The 21,770-nt window shown below is 71.9% G+C and carries 19 protein-coding genes; 4 read left to right on the forward strand and 15 right to left on the reverse strand.

Annotated elements, in window-relative coordinates; genetic code table 11:
• Positions 1-246 precede the first annotated feature (246 nt).
• The 5 genes from HNR10_RS31090 to HNR10_RS05345 form a co-directional block, all read right to left on the reverse strand.
• Positions 247-1,416, reverse strand: coding sequence for a site-specific tyrosine recombinase XerD (locus tag HNR10_RS31090; RefSeq protein WP_312889128.1), 1,170 nt, complete (start codon positions 1,414-1,416; stop codon positions 247-249).
• A gap of 3 nt (positions 1,417-1,419) precedes the next feature.
• A complete protein-coding gene (locus tag HNR10_RS05330; RefSeq protein WP_179821307.1) occupies positions 1,420-2,085 on the reverse strand; it encodes an NUDIX domain-containing protein in 666 nt (221 codons plus the stop codon).
• Between the two features lie 41 nt (positions 2,086-2,126).
• On the reverse strand, positions 2,127-3,767 hold the full coding sequence (locus tag HNR10_RS05335) for a CTP synthase (protein WP_179821309.1): 1,641 nt from the start codon (positions 3,765-3,767) through the stop codon (positions 2,127-2,129).
• 344 nt (positions 3,768-4,111) lie between these two features.
• A complete protein-coding gene (locus tag HNR10_RS05340) occupies positions 4,112-4,834 on the reverse strand; it encodes a cation transporter (protein WP_179829546.1) in 723 nt (240 codons plus the stop codon).
• Positions 4,834-5,187 (reverse strand): ArsR/SmtB family transcription factor, encoded by a 354-nt coding sequence (locus tag HNR10_RS05345; RefSeq protein ID WP_179821311.1) that lies wholly within the window; start codon positions 5,185-5,187, stop codon positions 4,834-4,836. Before HNR10_RS05345 ends, HNR10_RS05340 begins: the two co-directional genes overlap by 1 nt.
• Positions 5,188-5,259: 72 nt before the next feature.
• Between HNR10_RS05345 and HNR10_RS05350 the strand changes: the two genes are divergently transcribed.
• Entirely contained in the window at positions 5,260-5,418 is a 159-nt protein-coding gene (locus tag HNR10_RS05350) for a hypothetical protein (protein ID WP_179821313.1), read from the forward strand.
• Between the two features lie 165 nt (positions 5,419-5,583).
• On the opposite strand, the gene HNR10_RS05355 is transcribed toward HNR10_RS05350, so the two are convergent.
• The 4 genes from HNR10_RS05355 to uvrB all read right to left on the reverse strand — a co-directional run bounded on the left by HNR10_RS05355 (position 5,584) and on the right by uvrB (position 10,750).
• Entirely contained in the window at positions 5,584-6,507 is a 924-nt protein-coding gene (locus HNR10_RS05355; RefSeq protein WP_179821315.1) for a hydroxymethylglutaryl-CoA lyase, read from the reverse strand.
• A 131-nt stretch (positions 6,508-6,638) separates the two neighbouring features.
• Positions 6,639-7,634, reverse strand: coding sequence for a GNAT family N-acetyltransferase (locus HNR10_RS05360; protein WP_179821317.1), 996 nt, complete (start codon positions 7,632-7,634; stop codon positions 6,639-6,641).
• Between the two features lie 397 nt (positions 7,635-8,031).
• Positions 8,032-8,475, reverse strand: a complete 444-nt coding sequence (locus HNR10_RS05365; RefSeq protein WP_179821318.1) for a DUF3060 domain-containing protein — start codon at positions 8,473-8,475, stop codon at positions 8,032-8,034.
• Between the two features lie 178 nt (positions 8,476-8,653).
• Positions 8,654-10,750 carry an excinuclease ABC subunit UvrB gene (gene uvrB / locus HNR10_RS05370; RefSeq protein WP_312889129.1) on the reverse strand — a complete coding sequence of 699 codons (2,097 nt, stop codon included), beginning with the start codon at positions 10,748-10,750 and terminating at the stop codon, positions 8,654-8,656.
• A 206-nt stretch (positions 10,751-10,956) separates the two neighbouring features.
• On the opposite strand from uvrB, the gene HNR10_RS05375 reads away from it, so the two are divergent.
• Complete coding sequence (locus HNR10_RS05375) at positions 10,957-12,054, forward strand: hypothetical protein (RefSeq protein ID WP_179821322.1); 1,098 nt, start codon at positions 10,957-10,959, stop codon at positions 12,052-12,054.
• Between the two features lie 154 nt (positions 12,055-12,208).
• Here HNR10_RS05375 and coaE read toward each other — a convergent pair whose 3' ends face one another.
• The 5 genes from coaE to polA all read right to left on the reverse strand — a co-directional run bounded on the left by coaE (position 12,209) and on the right by polA (position 18,961).
• Complete coding sequence (gene coaE / locus HNR10_RS05380) at positions 12,209-12,811, reverse strand: dephospho-CoA kinase (RefSeq protein WP_179821323.1); 603 nt, start codon at positions 12,809-12,811, stop codon at positions 12,209-12,211.
• Positions 12,812-12,901: 90 nt separating this feature from the next.
• Positions 12,902-13,441, reverse strand: a complete 540-nt coding sequence (locus HNR10_RS05385) for a GNAT family N-acetyltransferase (RefSeq protein WP_179821325.1) — start codon at positions 13,439-13,441, stop codon at positions 12,902-12,904.
• Positions 13,442-13,629: 188 nt separating this feature from the next.
• The gene (gene rpsA, locus HNR10_RS05390; RefSeq protein WP_053618673.1) at positions 13,630-15,123 is read right to left on the reverse strand and encodes a 30S ribosomal protein S1; all 1,494 of its coding nucleotides are present in this window, start codon (positions 15,121-15,123) and stop codon (positions 13,630-13,632) included.
• A 434-nt stretch (positions 15,124-15,557) separates the two neighbouring features.
• Positions 15,558-15,989 carry an alternative ribosome rescue aminoacyl-tRNA hydrolase ArfB gene (arfB, locus tag HNR10_RS05395; protein WP_312889130.1) on the reverse strand — a complete coding sequence of 144 codons (432 nt, stop codon included), beginning with the start codon at positions 15,987-15,989 and terminating at the stop codon, positions 15,558-15,560.
• 170 nt (positions 15,990-16,159) lie between these two features.
• Positions 16,160-18,961 (reverse strand): DNA polymerase I, encoded by a 2,802-nt coding sequence (polA, locus tag HNR10_RS05400; RefSeq protein ID WP_179821328.1) that lies wholly within the window; start codon positions 18,959-18,961, stop codon positions 16,160-16,162.
• 116 nt (positions 18,962-19,077) lie between these two features.
• Between polA and HNR10_RS05405 the strand changes: the two genes are divergently transcribed.
• Both HNR10_RS05405 and HNR10_RS05410 read left to right on the forward strand, forming a co-directional pair.
• Positions 19,078-19,503: a PaaI family thioesterase gene (locus HNR10_RS05405; RefSeq protein WP_179821330.1), complete on the forward strand. Its 426-nt coding sequence runs from the start codon at positions 19,078-19,080 to the stop codon at positions 19,501-19,503.
• Between the two features lie 370 nt (positions 19,504-19,873).
• Positions 19,874-21,121, forward strand: coding sequence for an ABC transporter substrate-binding protein (locus HNR10_RS05410; RefSeq protein WP_179821332.1), 1,248 nt, complete (start codon positions 19,874-19,876; stop codon positions 21,119-21,121).
• Between the two features lie 90 nt (positions 21,122-21,211).
• Here the strand turns inward: HNR10_RS05410 and HNR10_RS05415 are convergent, their stop codons facing one another.
• Complete coding sequence (locus HNR10_RS05415) at positions 21,212-21,568, reverse strand: hypothetical protein (RefSeq protein WP_179821334.1); 357 nt, start codon at positions 21,566-21,568, stop codon at positions 21,212-21,214.
• Positions 21,569-21,770: the final 202 nt, after the last annotated feature.

A 21,770-nucleotide genomic window follows, 5' to 3' on the forward strand; every position in this document is an offset into this window, starting at 1 on the left:
GGACCTCCCCTACGGACCGGCCACGGCCCGAAGGGATGCCGTGCCCCTGCGCCTGGCCGCCGTCGGAAACTCAATATGTCGACAGCAACGTACCGCCGTGCGGCGACTCTAGAACGCCGACACGGCGCACATCAACGTAAACCTGTCGGTAGAATCCCACGCCTTCGTCCCGGGGGGAAATCGAACCAGCGTCCCACGGTGCCCACTTCCCCCGCACAGCAGGCCTTTTCGCATCGTTCGGCCAGTTCAGCGGCGCGCTCGGGGATGACTCGACGCATAGACCTCGCGCAGGTGCTCGACCGTGACGAGTGTGTAGATCTGCGTGGTGGTGACCGAACTGTGCCCGAGCAGCTCCTGGACGACCCGGATGTCGGCGCCCCCGTCGAGCAGGTGCGTGGCGAAGGAGTGCCGCAGGGTGTGCGGCGAGACGCCCCGCACCCCGGCCCGTTCGGCGACCGCGCCCAGGACGGCCCATCCGCCCTGGCGGGTCAGCCGGCCGCCGCGCGCGTTGAGGAACAGCGCCGGGCCTCCCCGCCCCCGGGCCGCCGAGGCGGCCAGCACGGGACGGGCGCGCACGAGGTAGGCGGACAGGGCGCGGCGGGCGTAGGAGCCGAGGGGCACCACGCGTTCGCGTCCGCCCTTGCCGCGGAAGCGCACGAGTCCCACGGCCCGTTCGGCGGCGACCGCGTCGGAGACGTCGTCGACGTCCAGGCCCACCGCCTCGGAGATGCGGGCGCCGGTGCCGTAGAGGACCTCCAGCAGGGCGCGGTCGCGCATCGCCAGGAGAGCCGCGCGGTCGCCCGTACCGGCGCCACCGGCCCCTGCTACCGCACCCGGCCCGCTGGACCTACCGGCACCGACCCCGCTGGGCTCGCCGGCACCACTGGGCCCACCGGCCGAACCGGCGTCTGCGCCACTGGACCCACCGGCCCCGTCGGTCTCCGGCACACCGGCGCTCTCCGGCTCCCCCGGCGCGACGCCGGCCAGCGGCCCGGCCGCGTCCAGGAGGCGCTCCACGTCCTCCAGCGGCACGGCCTTGGGCAGCCGCATCGGCGGGGACGGCGGGGTGACCTCCGCGGCCGGGTCGTGGTCGGCCCAGCCCTCGCGCACGGCGAAGCGGTGCAGGCCGCGCACGGCGGCCAGGGCGCGCCCCGCCGAGGCGGCGCTGAGCGGCACGTGCTCCTCGTCGCCCTCGCGCAGGACCTGGAGGAAGCGGCCGACCCGGGCCCCGTCCACGTCGGCCAGGTAGGCCACGCCCGAGGCGGTCAGGTGGCGGGTGTAGCGACGCAGGTCACGGCGGTAGGCGAGCAGGGTGTTGTCCGCCAGGGCGCGCTCGGCGCTGAGGTGGTCCAGGAAGGCGGAGCTCACCTCCGCCAGCGGTGCGGCGACCTCGGCGGCCTCGGCGTCCTCGCCCACGGCTCAGCCGCCGGCGGGGTCGCGCAGGGAGGCGAAGCCGTCCGCGGCGGCGGCCTGGGCGGCCAGGACCCCGATGACCGTCGACGCGTTGTGCAGCCGACCGGCCATGACCAGGCCCACGGCCTCGTCCAGGGGCACCCACTCGGCCGCCAGGTCGGTCTCCTCGTGCTCGCGGACGAAGTCGATCTCCTCGGCGGGCACCTCGGACAGGTCGCGGGCGAGGTAGACGTGGATGCGCTCGTCGGAGAAGCCCACGGTGGGGAAGAAGTCGGCGAGCTCGTGCCACCGCCCCGCGCGCAGCCCGGCCTCCTCGACCAGCTCGCGCTGGGCGGTGAGCAGCGGGTCCTCGCCCTCCACGTCGATCATCCCCGCGGGCAGCTCCCACATGGTGTGCCGAACGGCGTGCCGGTACTGGCGCAGCAGCAGGATCCGGCCGTCGTCGTCCAGGGCCAGGGCCGCGGCGGCGCCGGGGTGGACCATGTAGTCGCGGGCGGCCAGGGACGTGCCCTGCCCGTTGGCGCCGGGCATCACCACCCAGTCCGTGCGCATCCCGCACTTGGGGCCCTGGTAGCGCACCTCGGAGCGTTCGACCGGCCACGCGTCGGGGGCGTCCGCGAGCTTCGCGTCCGCCCCCGTGCGACGGCCGTCCGGGTGGGTGTCACTGGCCATGCGTTCGCCTCTCAGGCTCGTGTCCCCCACCCGGATCCGGCTCAGGAGTTCCTGTGCTCCAGTGCGGCGGAGACCAGACCGCGGAAGAGCGGGTTGGCCTTGGTCGGGCGGGAGCGCAGCTCCGGGTGCGCCTGCGTCGCGATGAAGAACGGGTGGACGTCCCGGGGCAGTTCGACGTACTCCACCAGCTTGCCATCAGGCGAGAGCCCGGAGAACACCAGGCCCGCCCCCTCCAGCTTGGCACGGTAGGCGTTGTTGACCTCGAAGCGGTGGCGGTGGCGCTCGGAGACCTGCGCCTCGCCGTCGTAGACCTCCCGGGCCAGGGTGCCCTCGCCCAGGTCGGCCGGGTACATGCCCAGACGCATCGTGCCGCCCATGTCGCGCTCACCGGCGACGACGTCCTCCTGGTCGGACATGGTGGCGATGACCGGGTCGACGGCCTTGTCGTCGAACTCGGTACTGTTGGCGCCCTCCATGCCCAGGACGTTGCGGGCGCTCTCGATCACCATGGCCTGCAGGCCCAGGCAGATGCCGAGCAGCGGGATCCGGTTCTCGCGAGCGTAGCGGATGGCACCGAGCTTGCCCTCGATACCGCGGATGCCGAATCCGCCGGGGATCAGGACGCCGTCGGCGTCGGCCAGCTCGGCCGCCGCGCCCGAGGGGCTGGCGCAGTTGTCGCTGGCCACCCAGCGGATGTTGACCCGCGTGTTGGTGGCGAACCCGCCCGCACGCAGGGCCTCGCTCACCGACAGGTAGGCGTCGGGCAGGTCGATGTACTTGCCGACCAGGGCCACGGTGACCTCGTGGTCGGGCTGGTGGACGCGGCGCAGCAGCTCGTCCCACTCGGTCCAGTCCACGTCCCGGAACGGCATGCCCAGGCGGCGCACGACGTAGGCGTCCAGGCCCTCGCGGTGCAGCACCTTGGGGATGTCGTAGATGGAGGGCGCGTCGGGGGTGGAGACCACGCCGGCCTCCTCCACGTCGCACATCAGGCTGATCTTGGCCTTGAGGCTCTGGGTGATGGGGCGGTCCGATCGGCACACGATGGCGTCGGGCTGGATACCGATGCTGCGCAGGGCCGCCACGGAGTGCTGGGTGGGCTTGGTCTTCATCTCCCCGGACGGGCCGAGGAACGGGATCAGGGAGACGTGCAGGAAGAAGCAGTTGTCCCGGCCGATCTCGTGCCGGATCTGGCGGACCGACTCCAGGAACGGCTGCGACTCGATGTCGCCGACGGTCCCGCCGATCTCGGTGATGACGATGTCGACGTCGGGGGCGTCCATCGCGTAGATGCGGGACTTGATCTCGTTGGTGATGTGCGGGATGACCTGCACCGTGTCACCGAGGTAGGCGCCCTGGCGCTCCTTGGCGATGACGCTGGAGTAGACCTGGCCGGTGGTGACGTTGGCCGACGCCGACAGCTCGGTGTCCAGGAAGCGCTCGTAGTGGCCGACGTCCAGGTCGGTCTCGGCCCCGTCGTCGGTGACGAAGACCTCACCGTGCTGGAAGGGGTTCATGGTCCCCGGGTCGACGTTGAGGTAGGGGTCGAGCTTTTGCATGGTGACCCGCAGGCCGCGCGACTTCAGGAGTCGTCCCAGGCTGGAGGCGGTGAGGCCCTTGCCAAGACTGGAGGCGACGCCGCCAGTAACGAAAAGGTGCTTGGTACTCGCGGCGGATGCCAAAGTGTTGCTCCCGTGGGTTGAGTGGCTACGGCGGGCTCGGGATGAACTGAGCGGCCGTGCGGCGGTCCGGTGCGAGGCGGTCTGGGATGCGCCGAGACGGCGCCGGACTCCACGGGGCACCAGGATAACAGGCCACCCGTGCCTCCACACCAGCGAACGCCGAAGCGGCCGGTCCTGTTCCCCACCGCGACCAGCGGCGTCGCCTGCCCAACGGGGGTTGGGCACGCTCCCGTGGCACCCGGTGTCACGTCCGCCACAGCACCACCGTACGGACCCGAGCCCGCCCCGGGGACCCCGGAACACGCTCGGCGGTCCGCGCTCCCCGGAGACGGGAACCGGGCGGCTCAGGAGCGGTCCGGGCCGGAGTGGCAGCCCGACCCGCCGTCGGAGCAGTCGGAGCAGCAGCCGTCCTCCCCGGTCAGCTCGCCTCCGACGAGCGCGGACGCCGCGGACCCGCAGCAGGCGTCGCCGCGCCAGGCCTCGACACCCTCCCGGACGGCCATGACCGCGATGAGCAGCGCGACGACGGGGTCGGCCCACGCCCAGCCCCACAGGGCGTTCAGCAGCAGCCCGCCGAGCAGGGCGACCGAGAGGTAGGCGCACAGCAGGGTCTGCTTGGAGTCGGCGACGGCCGATGCCGACCCGAGCTCGCGGCCCGCCCGGCGCTGGGACAGGGACAGGGCCGGCATGATCACGACGGAGAGCGCGGCGAGCACGATCCCGACCACCGAGGGGTCGGCCTCCTGGGCGCCCAGGAGGGAGCGCAGCGCCTCGACGGTGACGTAGGCGGCGAGGGCGAAGAAGGCCAGCGCGATGACGCGCATGGCCTTGGCCTCGCGGGCCTGGCGGGTGCGCGCGTCACGGGCGGAGAACTGCCAGGCGACGGCGAGCGCGGAGGAGACCTCGACGAGCGAGTCCAGGCCGAAGCCGACCAGGGCGGCCGAGGAGGCCACTCGTCCGGCCCAGATCGCCACGACGGCCTCGCCGAGGTTGTAGACGATGGTGGCGGCGACCAGGAGGCGGATCCGGCGGGTCAGGACCGCGCTGCGCTCCGCGGAGAGGACCATCAGCACGCCCCCGTCTCGTTCGCGCAGGCCTGGCCGGCCTCGTCGGCGCAGGCCTGGTCGGTCTGGACGGCGATCACGGCCGAGCGCAGGTCGTCCAGGGCGTGCGCCAGCCGCGGGTCGGCGAGTTCGTAGCGCACCCGGCGCCCCACGGGGACGGTGACGACCAGCCCGCAGTCGCGCAGGCAGGACAGGTGGTTGGACAGGCGCGTCCGGCTGATGCCGAGTTCCTCGGCCAGCTCGGCGGGGTGGGCGGCGCCGTCGCGGAGGACCAGCAGGACCCGGCAGCGGATGGGATCGGCCAGGGCCCGGCCGAACCGGGCCAGGGCGTCGATGTCGGTGGCGAGTTGCAGCATGGCTCCACGATACACAAAGTCCTGAATCCAGGAAATGGTGAATTCAGGGAGCGTGATCGACATGCCGAGCCGGTGGCCGCCGAGCGGCAGTGCTGCTCGCTCCTGGACCTGCGCGCGGACAGCGACGCTGCGGGTGCCCGCCCGCGTGTGGGCGCGGCCCCCTCCCGTGGCCCGGGCCCGGGCGCCGCCGACCGAGCCCTGCGCCTGTTCACCGGCCACCCGCCCGCCTGATCCCTGTCACCGTGACACGCCGCTCGACTGAGCGGACAGTACACAGCGGGGGCCGCCCGAAGGCGGCCCCCGCTCAGGCCCGGAAGGCACATCCAGATCGGCCCGGGAACCGCCCCAACAGCCCCAATCGAAGGGGGAACCCCCCGGACCGGGCACGGCCCCGGCTCAGGCCGGGAAGGCCCCCGCGCGGCCCAGGTAGGCCGGGGGCTGCTTGTCCAGGCGCTCGCCCATCCACGCGCCCAGCTCCGCCGCCCCGGACAGGCTCACGCCCGTGTGCAGCCCGCTGCGGTGCAGCATGTACAGCAGGTCCTCGGTGGCGATGTTGCCGGTCGCCGCCGGGGCGAACGGGCAGCCGCCGAACCCGCCGAGGCTGGAGTCGAGCACCCGCACGCCCGCGTCCACCGCGGCCATGGCGTTCGCGTAACCGGTATTGCGCGTGTTGTGGAAGTGACAACGCAGCGTACGACCGTCCGCCACGGCGCCGACGGCGCGCAGCAGCTCGGAGACCTCACGTGGCACCCCGACACCGATGGTGTCGGCCAGGGCGATCTCCACCGCCGAGGTCCCGGTGATCCGGTTGACGACCTCCACCACCTGCCCGGCCGGGACCTCACCGTCGAAGGGGCACCCGAACGCGGTCGAGACGGTCACGCTGAGCGGGATGCCCGTCCCCTGAAGGTCGGTGTCGATGTCGGCCAGGGCGTCGAGCATCTCGTCGACGGTGCACCCCTGGTTGCGCGTACAGAACCCGTCCGTGGCCGGCACCGCGACGTTGACCTCGGAGACCCCGGCGGCCACCGCGCGCTCCAGACCGCGCCGGTTGAGCACCAGCCCGATGTGCGAGACCCCCGGCTCCCGCCGGACGCCCGCCATGATCTCCTCCGCGCCCGCCATCTGCGGCACGCGCTTGGGGTTGACGAAGCTGACCGCCTCGATCCGGCGCACCCCTGCGGCCACCGCACGGTCGATCAGCCGGATGCGGTCGTCCACGGACAGCACCGTGGACTCGTTCTGCAGGCCGTCGCGCGGCCCCACCTCGACGATCTCCACGTGGTCCGCGCCCTGGGGCCCATGGTCGTTCGCACTCATCGCCTCGCCTCTCCACGCCTCGTCGCGTCCTGCGGAACAGGCTAGGCCGTTCGCGGTCGATCCTCACCCGCGGCCCCCGGTGCGGCCCCCGGCGTCCGAATCGGGCACGCGCGCCGGCGCCCGGCGCGCCGTCAGCGCAGGGCGAGGGCGGGGCGGACCTCCCAGGTCGTCCACACCGGCCGGTAGCCCATCCGGTGCCAGAAGGGGCCCGACAGCGGGTTCATCGCCGCGTAGTTGAGCACCGAGGCGCCCACGCCGTGGCTGTCCAGCGCCTGGTGGGCCTGGCCGACCAGCGCGGTGCCGATCCCGTGGCCCCGTTCGTCGGCGATCACGACCCCGTAGCCGATGTGCGCGATCGGGCGTGCGTTGACCAGGGACTTGGCCCAGCGGGAGCGCTCGGGCGGGGACACCCACAGCAGCCCCACGGCACGCCCGCGCCGTTCGGCGATCCAGATCCAGGACCGGGAACGCTCCAGCGCCCGCGCGGCGACCTTGCGCGTCTGCTCGGCGGTGTCGGGCTGCAGGAACACCCCGCCGAAGTGCTGCTCGTAGCGGTGCTCCTCCATGAGCAGCGCCACGACCTGGGTCAGGTCGCTGCGGTCGGCGAGGCGGATGGTCACGTCGCGCGGCGGCAGCGACGGGGGGACGCCCCGGCGGCGCTGGCGGGCCGCGAGCACGGTGTAGGGCTGCAGGCCGTGCCGCTGGAGCGGGATAATCCCGCACACGTCGCGCGCGGGCCAGCTGACCAGGGCGGCCGACTCCGAGCCGGTACCGGTCGGCAGGTCCTCCAGCTGGTCGCGCCAGCTGGTGAGCAGGGAGTCCAGGGCGCGGCTGGGGTCGGGGCCGCCGACGATGGGGGTGAGCCAGTGCTGGTCGGGCACGCCCCAGATCCGCCCGACCTCGCCGGGCTGGTACCAGGTGTAGTGCATGGTCCCCGCGGCGACGGGGCGCCCCTCCTCGTCGCTGACGGTCAGGAGGGGGTAGGAGTCGCGGGCGATGTTGACCGGCGCGGGAAGCAGGGGGTCGGCTTCGGCCCAGCGCTGAGCGGCGGACCGCACCAGCGGGTCCAGGCCGACGTCGCCCCCGGGCGACTCATCATGTCGCACCCGCGCGACATATCCGCTCATCCACCCCTCCCCTGGCGGGTCCTCACCTCACGCGCTCGTTCGCCCGGCCGTCTCCGGGGCGTCGCGTTCGGGGCCCGTCGCCGTCGCGACGACGCGTCCGGGCCGAACCACCGCATGCGGAACGGATCGACCGTACCGCTTCCGCAGGGGCCGGGCGCGCGAAATCGTCACTGAACACCAAGAATTCACTCAGCGTAGGCGTACCTGTCCGTACCGTGTCATCTCGCCCGAATGTGGGAAAGCAGACGCGCACCACCGTAGCCGATCGAAGGTCACTCTCGGATGGAGGGTCGGGAAAGAGACCGACACGGCCCGTCCGCGCCACAGGGGTTCGGGGCCCGGACGCCACCGGTGCACGTTCCGGACGCCCTCCGATCGCGGCCCGGACGCCCTCGGATCACTCGCCGGCGGAGCCGCCCTCGACGACGGTGGTGTTGCGCCCGTGGTTGATGACCTCGGGGTCGCCCGAGGCGAAGGCCACCTCGTTGTCCACTCCCACCAGCACGATCTTGTCCGCCGAGCCCACGTTGACCGTGGTTCCGCGACCGGTCGCCTTCACCAGGCCGCAGGCGCCGTCCAGGACGACGTGGGCGTCGTCGGCGGTCACCACGACCTCGCGGTTGGCGCAGTCCTCGCGCACCTCGGCGCCGTTGTCCACGATGACCAGTTCGTACTCGTCGTCGACGGCCCGCTCGGCCTCCTCCTCGCCTCGGTCGCCCACTCCGGGCCGGTGGGCGGCCCCCTCGGCCTCCTCGGTACCGCCGATGGCCAGGCCGCAGCCCGCGAGCAGGGATCCGAGCACGACGATCCCGCCCGTGGCCGCCAGAAGTCGAACCCTCATGCGTTCCCCCACCGCCGGACACCGGCAAAAACGACATACACCGTGAACAGCCCCAAGCGTATGTCACGCGGAGGTAACTGCGCGACCCGATCGAGCCTGAAATGTGCTCGTTACGTAATGGGAAGACGCAGCTCACAGGAGTCCGCGAGGCCGGAACCCCGGCCCCGGCGGGCCCCGGTCACTTCACCCCGGCGGCGTCCATCCCCCGGAGTTCACGCTTCAACTCACCGATCTCGTCCCGCAGCCGGGCCGCCAGCTCGAACTGCAGGTCCGCCGCGGCCTGGTGCATCTGCGCGCTCAACTGGTCGATGAGACCCGCCAGCTCGGCCCGCGGCATGGCCGCGACGTCCGTGCGCTCACCCAGCGCCGGCACCGGCGCGCGCTCGCCCTTGGCCCCCGCCTGCCGGTACCCGGTGGCCATGAGCTGCTCGGTGTCCACGTCCTCCCGGTTGAGGGAGTCCAGGATATCGGCGATCTGCTTGCGCAGCGGCGTCGGGTCGATCCCGTGCTCGGTGTTGTAGGCGATCTGCTTGTCGCGGCGGCGGTTGGTCTCCTCGATCGCCGCCCGCATGGAGTCGGTGACGTTGTCCGCGTACATGTGCACCTGGCCGGCCACGTTACGGGCCGCACGGCCGATGGTCTGGATCAGGGAGGTCTCCGAACGCAGGAAGCCCTCCTTGTCCGCGTCCAGGATCGCCACCAGCGACACCTCGGGCAGGTCCAGGCCCTCACGCAGCAGGTTGATGCCCACCAGCACGTCGTACTCGCCCACCCGCAGCTCGCGCAGCAGCTCCACCCGGCGCAGCGTGTCCACCTCGCTGTGCAGGTACCGCACCCGGATGCCCATCTCCGCGAAGTAGTCCGTGAGGTCCTCGGCCATCTTCTTGGTCAGCGTGGTCACCAGCACCCGCTCCCGGCGCTCGGCCCGCTCGCGGATCTCGTGCACCAGGTCGTCGATCTGCCCGTCGGTGGGCTTGACCAGCACCTCCGGGTCGATCAGCCCGGTCGGACGGATCACCTGCTCCACGACGTCGCCACCGCTCTGGCGCAGCTCGTAGCGGCCCGGCGTCGCCGACAGGTACACCGTCTGCCCGATCCGCTCGGTGAACTCCTCCCACCGCAGCGGCCGGTTGTCCATCGCCGACGGCAGCCGGAACCCGTGGTCGACCAGCGTGCGCTTGCGCGCCGCGTCGCCCTCGTACATCGCACCGATCTGCGGGACCGTCACGTGCGACTCGTCCAGCACCAGCAGGAAGTCCTCGGGGAAGTAGTCCAGCAGCGTGTTGGGCGGACTGCCCGGCTCCCGGCCGTCGAAGTGCCGCGAGTAGTTCTCGATGCCCGAACACGACCCGAGCTGGCGCATCATCTCCAGGTCGTGGGTGGTGCGCATCCGCAGGCGCTGGGCCTCCAGCAGCTTGCCCTGGCCCTCCAGCTCCGCCAGGCGCTCGCCCAGCTCGGCCTCGATGGAGGCCACCGCCCGCTCCGTGCGCTCCTCGCCGGCCACGTAGTGCGAGGCGGGGAAGATGAACATCTCCTGGCTCTCGCCCAGCACCTCGCCGGTCAACGGGTGCAGGGTCAGCAGCCGCTCGACCTCGTCACCGAACATCTCGATGCGGATCGCCAGCTCCTCGTAGACCGGGATGATCTCGATGGTGTCCCCGCGCACCCGGAAGGTGCCGCGGGTGAAGGCCACGTCGTTGCGCGAGTACTGCATCTCCACCAGGCGCCGCAGCAGGTCGTCGCGGTCCACCTCCATGCCCACCGACAGCTGCGCCATCCGGTCCACGTACTCCTGCGGGGTGCCCAGGCCGTAGATGCACGACACCGACGCCACCACGATCGTGTCCCGCCGGGTCAGCAGCGAGTTCGTCGCGGAGTGCCGCAGGCGCTCCACCTCGTCGTTGATCGACGAGTCCTTCTCGATGTAGGTGTCGCTCTGCGGGACGTAGGCCTCGGGCTGGTAGTAGTCGTAGTACGACACGAAGTACTCGACCGCGTTGTTCGGCAGCATCTGCCGCAGCTCGTTGGCGAACTGGGCGGCCAGCGTCTTGTTGGGCTGCATCACCAGCGTGGGCCGCTGGAGCTGCTCCACCGTCCACGCCACCGACGCCGTCTTGCCCGTACCGGTCGCCCCCAGCAGGACCGTGTGCCGGTCCCCCGCCCGCACCCGCCGGGTGATCTCGGCGATCGCGCCCGGCTGGTCCCCCGCCGGGGTCATGTCGGAGACGACCTCGAAGGGTGCCTCACTGCGCTTGATGTCGCTGACCGGTCGCACGTCGTCGCCCTCTTCTCGCATCGAACGGTGGGCCGCCCCGCGCCCACGTGTCCCTCTCCCCCAACGCTACCGACCGCCACGGACATCCCGAGGGGCGCCGAACGGATCCCGCGATCCACCGAAGGAGGGCCGAACACCCCTGACCGGGAGGGGCCCGCGCGGTTACCATCGAATCAGCGCCGAGCGCCGCGAATGAGGTGTCCCTCGTGTCCCACCCCTCCAGACCGACATTCTCACCGGACCTGCCGCCAGGGACCGCCAGACGCCTGCGCGGCCACGCCGACCAGCTCATTCCCGCGGCCAAGGGCGCGCCCCGCCGCCGGACCTGGCGCCGCGCGGCCGCGGCCACCGCCGGCGGATGCGCCGCCGCCTCACTCCTCGCGCTCCTGGTGCCGTCCGCGGGACTGCTCCTCGGCGTCCTGCTGTGCCTGGCGACCACGGCCTTCCTCCTGGGCCTGGTCTCCCGCAAGGGCTCCTACAGCGACGACTGGGGCGACCTGGTCATGCACGGCACCTGGGCGCTTCCGGCCTCCATCGGCGGCGTCGTCGGCCTCACGCTGGTCCTGGACCAGGTTCTGGGCCCCCTCCACGCCCTGGTACCCGGCGATCCGGCCCTGGCCGCCCTGTACCTGGTCGCCGGCGCGGGCGGCGCCGGCGCGATCATGCGCCCGGGCATGGTCCCCCGGCTGGCGGCCGAGCACTTCGACCAGTACGTCCTGCCCGAGGACTTCGGCCGCCCCCACAGCTACGTCACCCGCCAGGAGGAGCCCGAGGCCCACCTGTTCGCCCAGCTCCAGCAGGCCACCGACCGCGTCGAGGAGGGCATGCGGGTCCTCGGTGACTCCTTCGACCCCGGACACACCCTGTCGCTGCTGCGCGAGGAGGAGTGGACGCTGTCCCAGGAGCTGCTGCGGCTGCGCACCCTGCGCCGGGAACTGGCCCAGCGGCGGCGTGAGGCCGTCTCGACCCAGGTCACCAGGGCCCTGGCACCGCAGGAGGAGGCGGTCGCCCGCGCCCACGAGGCGCTCACCGACCGCGTGGGCGTCCTGGTCGGCTACGGCGAACGCGTCCACGAGGCCGTCACCGCGCACCGGGAGTGGGAGCAGTGCCAGGCCATCGCCGACCGCGCCGGGGACTACGCCGACCTCGCGCTGACCTCCACCCGCGACCCCGTGCCCGCCGAGGACCTCGACGACGGCCTGCTCAGCGTCCGGGCCGCCCGCACCGTCCGCGAGGAACTGGTGCGCAAGGCCGTCGACGCGGGCGCCTCTCTGAGCGAGTCCCTGCACCGGCGGGACTCCTAGCGTTCGATGCCCTGATCCGGTCCGCCGATCCCTGCGCGCATGGACCTCGTCCTCGCGCCCTGCCGCGCCATGAGGGCCCACGGCCCGGGGCGGCGCGGGGCGACACGCGGCCGGGGGCGGCCCACGCCAGGGCTGTGTGGGCCCGCCGCCGCCCTCAGGCGGCCCGGGCCAGCAGGGCACGCCACAGCTCGGCGACGCGCTCCCGCAGCTGCTCGCGCGTACCGGAGTTGTCCACCACCAGATCCGCCGCGGCCAGCCGCGTGTCCCGGTCGGCCTGGTTGCGGATCCGCGCCCACACCTGCTCGCGCGGCATCCCGCGGTCGGACGCCACCCGCTCCACCCGGACCTCGTCGGGGGCGTCCACCACGACGACCACGTCGTAGAGCGCGCCCAGGTCGTTCTCGACCAGCAGCGGCACGTCGTAGACCACCACGTCGGCCCCCGACTCCACCGCCCGCTCCATGAGCTCGGCGCTGCGCTCCCCCACCAGCGGGTGCACGATCGCGTTGAGCCGGGCCAGCCGGTCCTGGTCGGCGAAGACGATCTCGCCCAGCCGGGCGCGGTCCAAGCGCCCGTCCGGGGTCAGCACCTCCTCGCCGAACTCCGCGACGACCGCGGCCAGCCCCGGGGTGCCCGGCTCGACGACCTCGCGGGCGATGGCGTCGGCGTCCACGATCACGGCGCCGTGCCCGGCCAGTGCGGCCGACACCGCGCTCTTGCCGGAGCCGATCCCTCCGGTCAGTCCCACCTTCAGCATGGACACGACCCTAGACGGCCGCCTCCGGCCGCCCGACGCCGCCCCGCCCGCCGGGTCGGCGCGCGCCGGCCCCGGCGCCGCGGCCGACCCTCACACCTGGGCGGAGCCCGCCGCCGCCCCGGAGGTGCCCGGTCCGGTGCCGCCCGCCCCGGAACCGTCCAGCTCCTTGCGCATGTGGACCATGACCAGGTGGTCGGCCAGGCGCTCGCGGTGCGTCTCGGTGTAGCCCTGCGCACGGTACAGGCGCTGGTTGTCGGCGCTCTGCGCCCCCGTGAACAGGGTCAGCGCCGCCAGGTCCGGGCGGCGCCTCAGCAGCTCCTCCTCCAGGCGCACCAGCAGCGCCCGGGCGATCCCGCGCCGGCGCTGGTCCGGGGCGACCGCCAGACGGCCGACCACGCCCGTGGTGCCGGTGACCGACGCCCGTCCCACACCCACGATGCGGTGGCCCTCCACGGCCTTCAACAGCAGGGCGTCCTCCTGCGCCAGGAGCTTCTCGACCCTCGACAGGCCCTCGGTCAGCGGCAGGATGAACGGGTCGCCATAGGCCTGCGCCTCGTCGACGAACGCGGCCCGCTGCAACGTGAGGATCTCCCCCGCGTCGGCGGGAACGGCCTGGTGGATGTCGAACACGGCGCCTCCTCGCGCGCCCCGCCCTGGGGCACACCACGACCCTAGGGCGTGCCGTGCCGGTGCCGCACGCGACGGGCGGCATCCGCACGAACCGCACCCCGGACCCGGCCCTGGACACGGCGAAGGGCCGCCCCCTGCCGGGGACGGCCCTTCGCGGCGATCATCGGATCCTCACGGACCCGTCATGCTCAGGCCTCGCCGCCCGCGAGCTTCTCGCGGAGGGCGGCCAGGGCCTCGTCAGAGGCCAGGGCACCACTGGAAGCGGTCTCGGTACTCGGCGTGCCGGCGCTCTGGCCACCACCCGTGTACTCCTCTTCCTCCTCCGGAGCCGGGGCGTTCGCAGCGTCGGCCTCGGCCGCGCGGGCCTCCTCGACCTGCTTGCGGTGCGCCTCGAAGCGGGCCTGCGCCTCGGCGTAGCTGCGCTCCCACTCGTCCCGCTGAGCCTCGAAGCCCTCGAGCCACTCGCCGCTCTCGGGGTCGAAGCCCTCCGGGTACTTGTAGTTGCCCTGCTCGTCGTAGTCGGCCGCCATGCCGTAGAGCGTGGGGTCGAAGTCCACCTGGTCGGGCGAGACGCTCTCGTTGGCCTGCTTCAGCGAGAGGCTGATCCGACGGCGGTCGAGGTCGATGTCGATGATCTTGACGAAGATCTCGGTACCGACCTGGACGACCTGCTCGGGCACCTCGACGTGGCGCTCGGCCAGCTCGGAGATGTGGACCAGGCCCTCGATGCCCTCCTCGACGCGAACGAACGCACCGAAGGGAACGAGCTTGGTGACCTTACCCGGGACGACCTGGCCGATCTGGTGGGTCCGGGCGAACTGCTGCCACGGGTCCTCCTGGGTCGCCTTCAGCGACAGGGAGACGCGCTCGCGCTCCATGTCCACGTCCAGGACCTCGACCGTGACCTCCTGGCCGACCTCGACGACCTCGCTCGGGTGGTCGATGTGCTTCCAGGACAGCTCCGACACGTGCACCAGACCGTCGACGCCACCCAGGTCCACGAAGGCACCGAAGTTGACGATCGAGGACACGACGCCCTTGCGGATCTGGCCCTTCTGCAGGGTGTTGAGGAAGGTCTGGCGGACCTCGGACTGGGTCTGCTCCAGCCAGGCGCGACGGGACAGGACCACGTTGTTGCGGTTCTTGTCCAGCTCGATGATCTTCGCTTCGAGCTCGCGGCCGACGTAGGGCTGCAGGTCGCGGACACGGCGCATCTCGACCAGGGAGGCGGGCAGGAAGCCGCGCAGACCGATGTCGAGGATGAGACCGCCCTTGACGACCTCGATGACCGTGCCGGTGACGACACCGTCCTCTTCCTTGATCTTCTCGATCGTGCCCCAGGCGCGCTCGTACTGCGCGCGCTTCTTGGACAGGATCAGACGGCCTTCCTTGTCCTCCTTCTGGAGAACGAGGGCTTCGACCTGATCGCCGACGGCAACGACCTCACCGGGGTCGACGTCGTGCTTGATCGACAGTTCCCGAGAGGGAATCACACCCTCGGTCTTGTAGCCGATGTCGAGCAAGACCTCGTCTCGATCGACCTTCACGATGGTGCCCTCGACAATGTCACCGTCGTTGAAGTACTTGATGGTCTCGTCGATCGCCGCGAGGAAGGCTTCCTCGGACCCGATGTCGTTGACCGCTACCTGGGGTGTCGAGGTGGCCTCGGTGCTGCTCGTCATTTGTGGGTGGACTCCGGATACGGACAGGTTCAGAAAATGGGCACGTCTAGGGTTCGAGCCCGTCGATCCGTCGTCCAGAAGAGAGAAGCAGGGCCACGGGGGGACGAACCGCCCATGACCACCAGCCGCCGGGTCCAGAGTGTTGACCGAAGCGGTGCGACCTCACCATCACCCAAGGAGACGGCAGACGCCCGCACGAACCCACAACGCTCCCGCCAGAATATGAGACAAGGGCGTCCTGGTCAATCGGAACCCAGGACCGCCAACCCGGCGTAGGCCTCAATGGCGGCAATTTACCCGAGCATGGTGGTCGAGATCAACCGCGCACACGCCCACGTCCGCACGGGTCCGCGCCCGCTCGCCGGCACCGCGCGGACGGCGCGGGAAAAGAACCGGAAAAAGTCGCGGCCGACCGGCCGCGGGGACCCGGCGGGTCACTCCATCGGGGGCCGCGAACGCGCCCGCTTGATCTCCCCGCGGCGCCGCTTGGCGTCCAGCCGGCGCCGCTTGGCGCCACGGCTCGGCCGTGTGGCACGGCGTTCCCGCGTCGGCGGCGCCATCGCCTCGGCCAACAGGGCCGCCATCCGCTCCCGGGCCTCGGCACGGTTGCGCACCTGCGACCGGTGGGTCTGCACCGACACCGTCAGCACCCCGTCCACCAGCCGCCCGGACAGCCGTTCCAGCGCCCGCGCGCGCCGGGTGGACCCCAGCGCGGCGCACCCCGCCACGTCCAACGACAGCGACACACGCGTGTCCGAGGTGTTGACGTGCTGCCCGCCAGGGCCGGAGGAACGAGAGAAGCGCCACACCAGGGCGTCCGCGGGGACGGTCACCGAACCGATCGTCAGGCCTTCTCCGACGGTCACCGCCCCCACCTCGCTTCCGCTCCTGCCGGAGCCTCGCAGTCTCCTCTGCACCAGGGCTCCGGACGCGGAGAACAGGGTTCTTCGTCGTCGACTCGCCTGGCTCGCACGCTCGCCGGCGGCAACGTCTCCTCCTGCAGAACCCTGTGCGCCCTCCGCTGACCCGCGCCCGCTCAGTGCGCGGCGTCGTGCCAGTTCTGGCCCCGCCCGACCGACACGCCCAGCGGGACACGCAGATCATAGGCCGTGCCCATCTCGTGCGCCACGAGGTTTTCGACCGCCTCACGCTCACCCGGGGCGATCTCCACGATGAGCTCGTCGTGCACCTGCAGCAGGACCCGCGACGCGTGCCCGCCCTCGGTCAGCGCCGCGTCCACCTGCAGCATCGCCACCTTGATGATGTCGGCCGCCGACCCCTGGATCGGAGCGTTGAGCGCCATGCGCTCCGCCATGTCCCGGCGCTGGCGGTTGTCGCTCGTCAGATCCGGCAGATAGCGGCGCCGCCCCATGATCGTCTCGGTGTAGCCCACCTTGCGCGCCTCGTCCACGACCGAGCGCAGGTAGTCGCGTACCCCGCCGAACTCCGCGAAGTAGTCCTCCATGAGCTTCTTGGCCTCGTCGGGGGCGATCCCCAGCTGCTGCGACAGCCCGTAGGCGCTCAGCCCGTACGCCAGCCCGTAGCTCATGGCCTTGATCTTCGAGCGCGCCTCGGCGTCCACGGCCTCCACGTCGAGGCCGAACACCCGTGCCGCCATCTGCGCGTGGAAGTCGTACCCGCTGTTGAACGCCTCGATCAGCGCCGGCTCCTGCGACAGGTGCGCCATGATCCGCAGCTCGATCTGGCTGTAGTCGGCCGTCAGCAGCTCCTCGAACCCCTCACCGACCACGAACGCCCGCCGGATCCGCCGCCCCACGTCCGTGCGCACCGGGATGTTCTGCAGGTTCGGGTCCGTGGAACTGAGCCGCCCCGTCGCCGCCACCGTCTGGTTGTAGGTCGTGTGGATGCGGCCGTCGTCGCCGACGGTCTTGATGAGGCCCTCGACCGTCGTGCGCAGCTTGGTCTGGTCCCGGTGCCGCAACAGCTGCTTGGGCAGCTCGTGGCCGGTCTCCTGCTCCAGCCACGCCAGCGCGTCGGCGTCCGTGGTGTACCCGGTCTTGATCTTCTTCGTCTTGGGCAGCCCCAGCTCCTCGAACAGCACCTGCTGCAGCTGCTTGGGCGAACCCAGGTTGAACTCGCGGCCCACCACCCGGTGCGCCTCCTCCACCGCCAGGCGGGCCGCCGCGGCGAACTCGCCCTGCAGCTCCTCCAGATAGGCGCGGTCGGCGGCGACGCCCACGCGCTCCATCTTCGCCAGCACGTCCACCAGCGGCAGCTCCACACCGTGCAGCAGGTGCGTCCCGCCCCGCTTGTCCAGCTCGGCCGAGAGCACGGCCGCCAGGTCGCGGGTGGCCGCCGCGCGCACCGCCAGCTCGTGCGCCCGCCCCGAGGGCTCCTCCGCCGACCCCAGGTCCAGCGTCATCTGGGCCCCGTCGCCGCCCTCCTGGAGCTCGCGCCCCAGGTACTTGCGGGCCAGGTCGACCAGGTCGAACCGGCGCTGCCCGGGCTGGACCAGGTACGCGGCCAGCGCGGTGTCGCTGACCACCCCGCGCAGGGCCCACCCGTGCTCGCCCAGGGCCAGCAGCGCGCCCTTGTACTCGTGCACCGACTTGGGCCGCTCCGCGTCGCCCAGGAACGCCGCCAGCGCCTCGGTGTCGGCGGCGTCCATCGCCGTGGGGTCGGCGTACACCGCCGCGCCGCCGGGCACACAGATCGCGAGCCCGTCCACACGCCCGGTCCCCTGCCCCCACACGCCCTCGATCGCCAGGCCCGCGGGAGCGGCCTCCGTCACACCCTCGGCCGAGGCGTGGCGCACCAGCCACGCCGCCAGCTCGCCGGTCCCCGCCACGGTGAGGTCGATCTCGAAGCCGTCCTCGGCGCCGGCCGCGGCCGCGTCGGGCTCCTCCTCCCCCGTGCGCAGCACCGCGTAGAGGCGCTCACGCAGGTTGGAGGCGAACTCCAGGTTGTCGAACAGGGCGTCGATCCCCGCACGGTCGGCCTCGCCCATGACCAGGTCGGCGGCGGTCACCCCCAGCTCCACGTCGGTGGCCAGCTCGTTCAGCCGCTGGTTGCGCAGCACGTCGTCCAGGTGGTCGCGCAGGTTCTGCCCGGCCTTGCCCTTGATCTCGTCGGCGTGCGCGATCAGCTCCTCCAGGGACCCGTACTTCTCGATCCACTTGGCCGCCGTCTTGGGCCCCACCCCCGGCACGCCCGGCAGGTTGTCGGCCTTCTCCCCCACCAGAGCCGCCAGGTCGCGATACCGCCGCGGGCTCACCCCGTACTTCTCCTGGACCGCCTCCGGCGTCATCCGCCGCAGGTCCGACAGGCTCTTGCCCGGGTACAGGACCGTGCACGCCTCCGTCACCAGCTGGAAGGCGTCCCGGTCACCGGAGGCGATCAGTACCTCCATGCCCGCCTCGCCGCCCATGTGCGCCAGCGTCGCGATGACGTCGTCGGCCTCGAACCCCGGCGCCGACAGGTTGGCCACACCGACCAGCCGCATCAGGTCCTGGGTCAGCGGCACCTGGGAGGGGAACTCCTGCGGCGTGTCCGAACGGCCGTCCTTGTACTCCGCGTACTCCTCGTGCCGGAACGTGGGCCCCGACAGGTCCCACGCCACCGCCACATGCGTGGGCTCCTCGTCGCGCAGCAGCTTCACCAGCATCGACGCGAAACCGTAGACGGCGTTCGTCGACTGTCCGGTGCTCGTGCCGAACTTGTCCACCGGTAGCGCGAAGAACGCGCGGAAGGCCATCGAGTGGCCGTCCAGGAGGAGCAGGCGCGGGCGCTGCCCGCCGCCACCGCCGGAGGAGGCCGCACTGCCGGCCCCGGCACTGGCCTGGGATGTCTGGTCGGGGGTCTCTCGCTTGGTCACCACACACCGAATCCTAGGATGCGAAGCAGACACTCCGCGGACATCCGCACCAGAACACCGACCGTGCCGCCGCCGGCACACCGCCGCGCCCGGGCACACCACCCACAGGAAGGGTTCCCATGACCACAGAATCCGAGACCCGCTCGCTCCTCGACACGGGCGCCCTCGCCGGAGGACTCGGACAGCGGATGGGGATCGAGATCTCCGAGGCCTCGGCCGAGCGCGTCGTGGGCCGCATGCCCGTGGACGGCAACACCCAGCCCTTCGGACTCCTGCACGGAGGCGCCTCCTGCGTACTGGCCGAGTCCCTCGGCTCCGTCGGCGCCACCCTGCACGCCCAGCAGTTCGACCGCGTGGCCGTCGGCATCGAGATCAACGCCACCCACCACCGCTCGGCCACGCGGGGCCACGTCACCGGAACCGCCGTCCCCGTCCACCAGGGCCGCACCCTGTCCACGTGGGACATCACCATCACCGACGACGAGGGCCGCAAGGTGTGCACCTCACGGCTCACCTGCATGCTCCGCGAACTGCCCCAGGGCTGACCGCGGCCCACCGCGACCACCCGCCCGCGCACCCGGCCGGCACCGCGCCCGCCCCCCGAACCGCCTTGACGGCCGGGCTCCGCCATGCCCGCGCATCGCGACAGTTCGCAATGCTCCGTGTGCGCCCCGTTCCCTTCTGTCCAGGGAGAACACCCCGCAGACCTCAGATGACTACAGAGCCATAACAGCATGACGGCGAGTCGGCACCAACGGTCCGACAACGCTTCCGAGCTCGGACGATCCGTGATTAAGCTCCGCTAACGCTCCTGATTAAGTCATGCCACACAACTCGGGCATCAGGACGCAGAAGACCATGGCCCCTGCGCGACGGCACCACGTGCGTCGCCGGTTGAACGGAGTGACCACCATCATGGCAAGCAAGAAGGTCCTAGGCCTCACTGCCGCCACCGCGGCCCTGGTACTCGGACTCACCGCGTGTGGCAACGGCGGCGGAGAAGACGGCGGCGGCGACGGAGGCGGCGAGGAGTTCACCTACGGAATCCTCTACCCGCAGTCCGGCAACCTCGCCTTCCTCGGCCCGCCCCAGATCACCGCGGCCGAGTACGCGATCTCCGAGATCAACGACGCCGGCGGCATCCTCGGCACCGAGGTCCCCGACATCGTCGAGGGCGACGAGGCCGGGGACAACGCCCAGGCCAACCAGGCCGCCAACAACCTGGTGGCCGACGAGGTCAACGCCGTCATCGGCGCCGCCGCCTCCGGCATGACCCAGGCGACCTACGACACCATCACCGGTGCCAACATCGTCCAGTGCTCCGGCTCCAACACCTCGGCCGCCCTGAGCGACATCGACGACAACGGCTACTACTTCCGTACCGCGCCCAGCGACAGCCTCTCCGCCGTCGTCATGGCCCGCAAGATCGTCGAGGCCGGACACCAGAGCGTGGGCCTGGTCGCCCGCGGCGACGACTACGGCGCCGGCTACGCCGAGAACCTGCAGACCGAGCTCGAGGCCCTGGGCGCCGAGGTCGTGGCCAACGAGACCTACGACCCCGAGGCCACCACCTTCGACTCCGTCGTCGGCGGCATCACCAACGAAGAGCCCGACGCCGTCGCCCTGATCGCCTTCGAGGAGGGCGCGCAGGTCATCGCCCAGATGCTCGAAGGCGGCATCGAGGGCGAGCAGCTCTTCATCACCGACGGCCTCAACGACCCGGAGCTCGGCGCCACGGTCAACGAGAGCGACCCCGACGCCATCAACGGCGTCACCGGCGTCGCCCCGTCCGCCGACAACCCCGAGTTCTCCGAGGGCCTGTCCGAGTTCAACCCGGAGCTCGAGGTCACCCAGTTCGCCCCGCAGGTCTACGACTGCGTGACGAGCATCGCGCTGGCCGCCGAGGCCGCCGGCAGCGTCGAAGCCGCCGACTACGTGGCCGAGCTGCCCAACGTCACCCGCCCCGAGGGCACCGAGTGCACCACCTTCGCCGAGTGCCGTGACCTGCTCGCCGACGGCGAGGAGATCAACTACCAGGGCGTCAGCGGCAACATCGACTTCGACGACAACGGCGACCCGACCGCCGCCACCTTCGAGATCTTCGCCTTCGGAGACGACGGCCACGAGATCCTCGCCTACGAGGAGCACTCGCTGAACGACTAGCGAGACCCCGCCGGGCGGCACACGCCACCCGACCGGACACCCAGAGCGCCCCGGGACCACCGTCCCGGGGCGCTCTTCACGTACGGCGCCTCAGCGGCCGACCACACGGCCACCGGGACGACCGCGCGGCACGTCCCGGCCCACGACCCGCCCCACGTCCCGCACATGGTGGTGACCGTCATGGGCGTTGTTCAGAACCACGTCCCCGGCCCGCAGCGCCCCCCGCGCCGCGTGGCGCAGCACCACGCCCGCCCTCAACGCCGACACCGCCGACTCGCGCCAGTCCGCCACCGCCCGCTCCAACGACCACAGCGCCCCGGACAGGGACAGCCCCTCATAGCCACGCGCCCGCGCCAGCAGATCCGGGTCGTACCCGCCCACCTCCACCTCCCCCGACAACCACGCCCCCGCCAACCGCTCGGCCCAGATCCGCAGATGGTCACCCACGTGCCCGACATACGCCGCCGGCCCCCACGCCAACTCCGCACACCTCTCCCGCCCCGAACACCCCGCCAACACCTGCGCGAAGCGCACGGGCAACTCCTCCACCACGCGCACCGCCTCCCACGGATCCGACGACCACTCGAAACCACACTCCCCGCACGGGTCCCCGTACAGGTCCGCACCCCACGCCTCCACCGGCCCCGAC

Origin of the sequence: Nocardiopsis aegyptia, from assembly GCF_013410755.1 — a bacterium.
In the GTDB taxonomy this organism is placed as follows: domain Bacteria; phylum Actinomycetota; class Actinomycetes; order Streptosporangiales; family Streptosporangiaceae; genus Nocardiopsis; species Nocardiopsis aegyptia.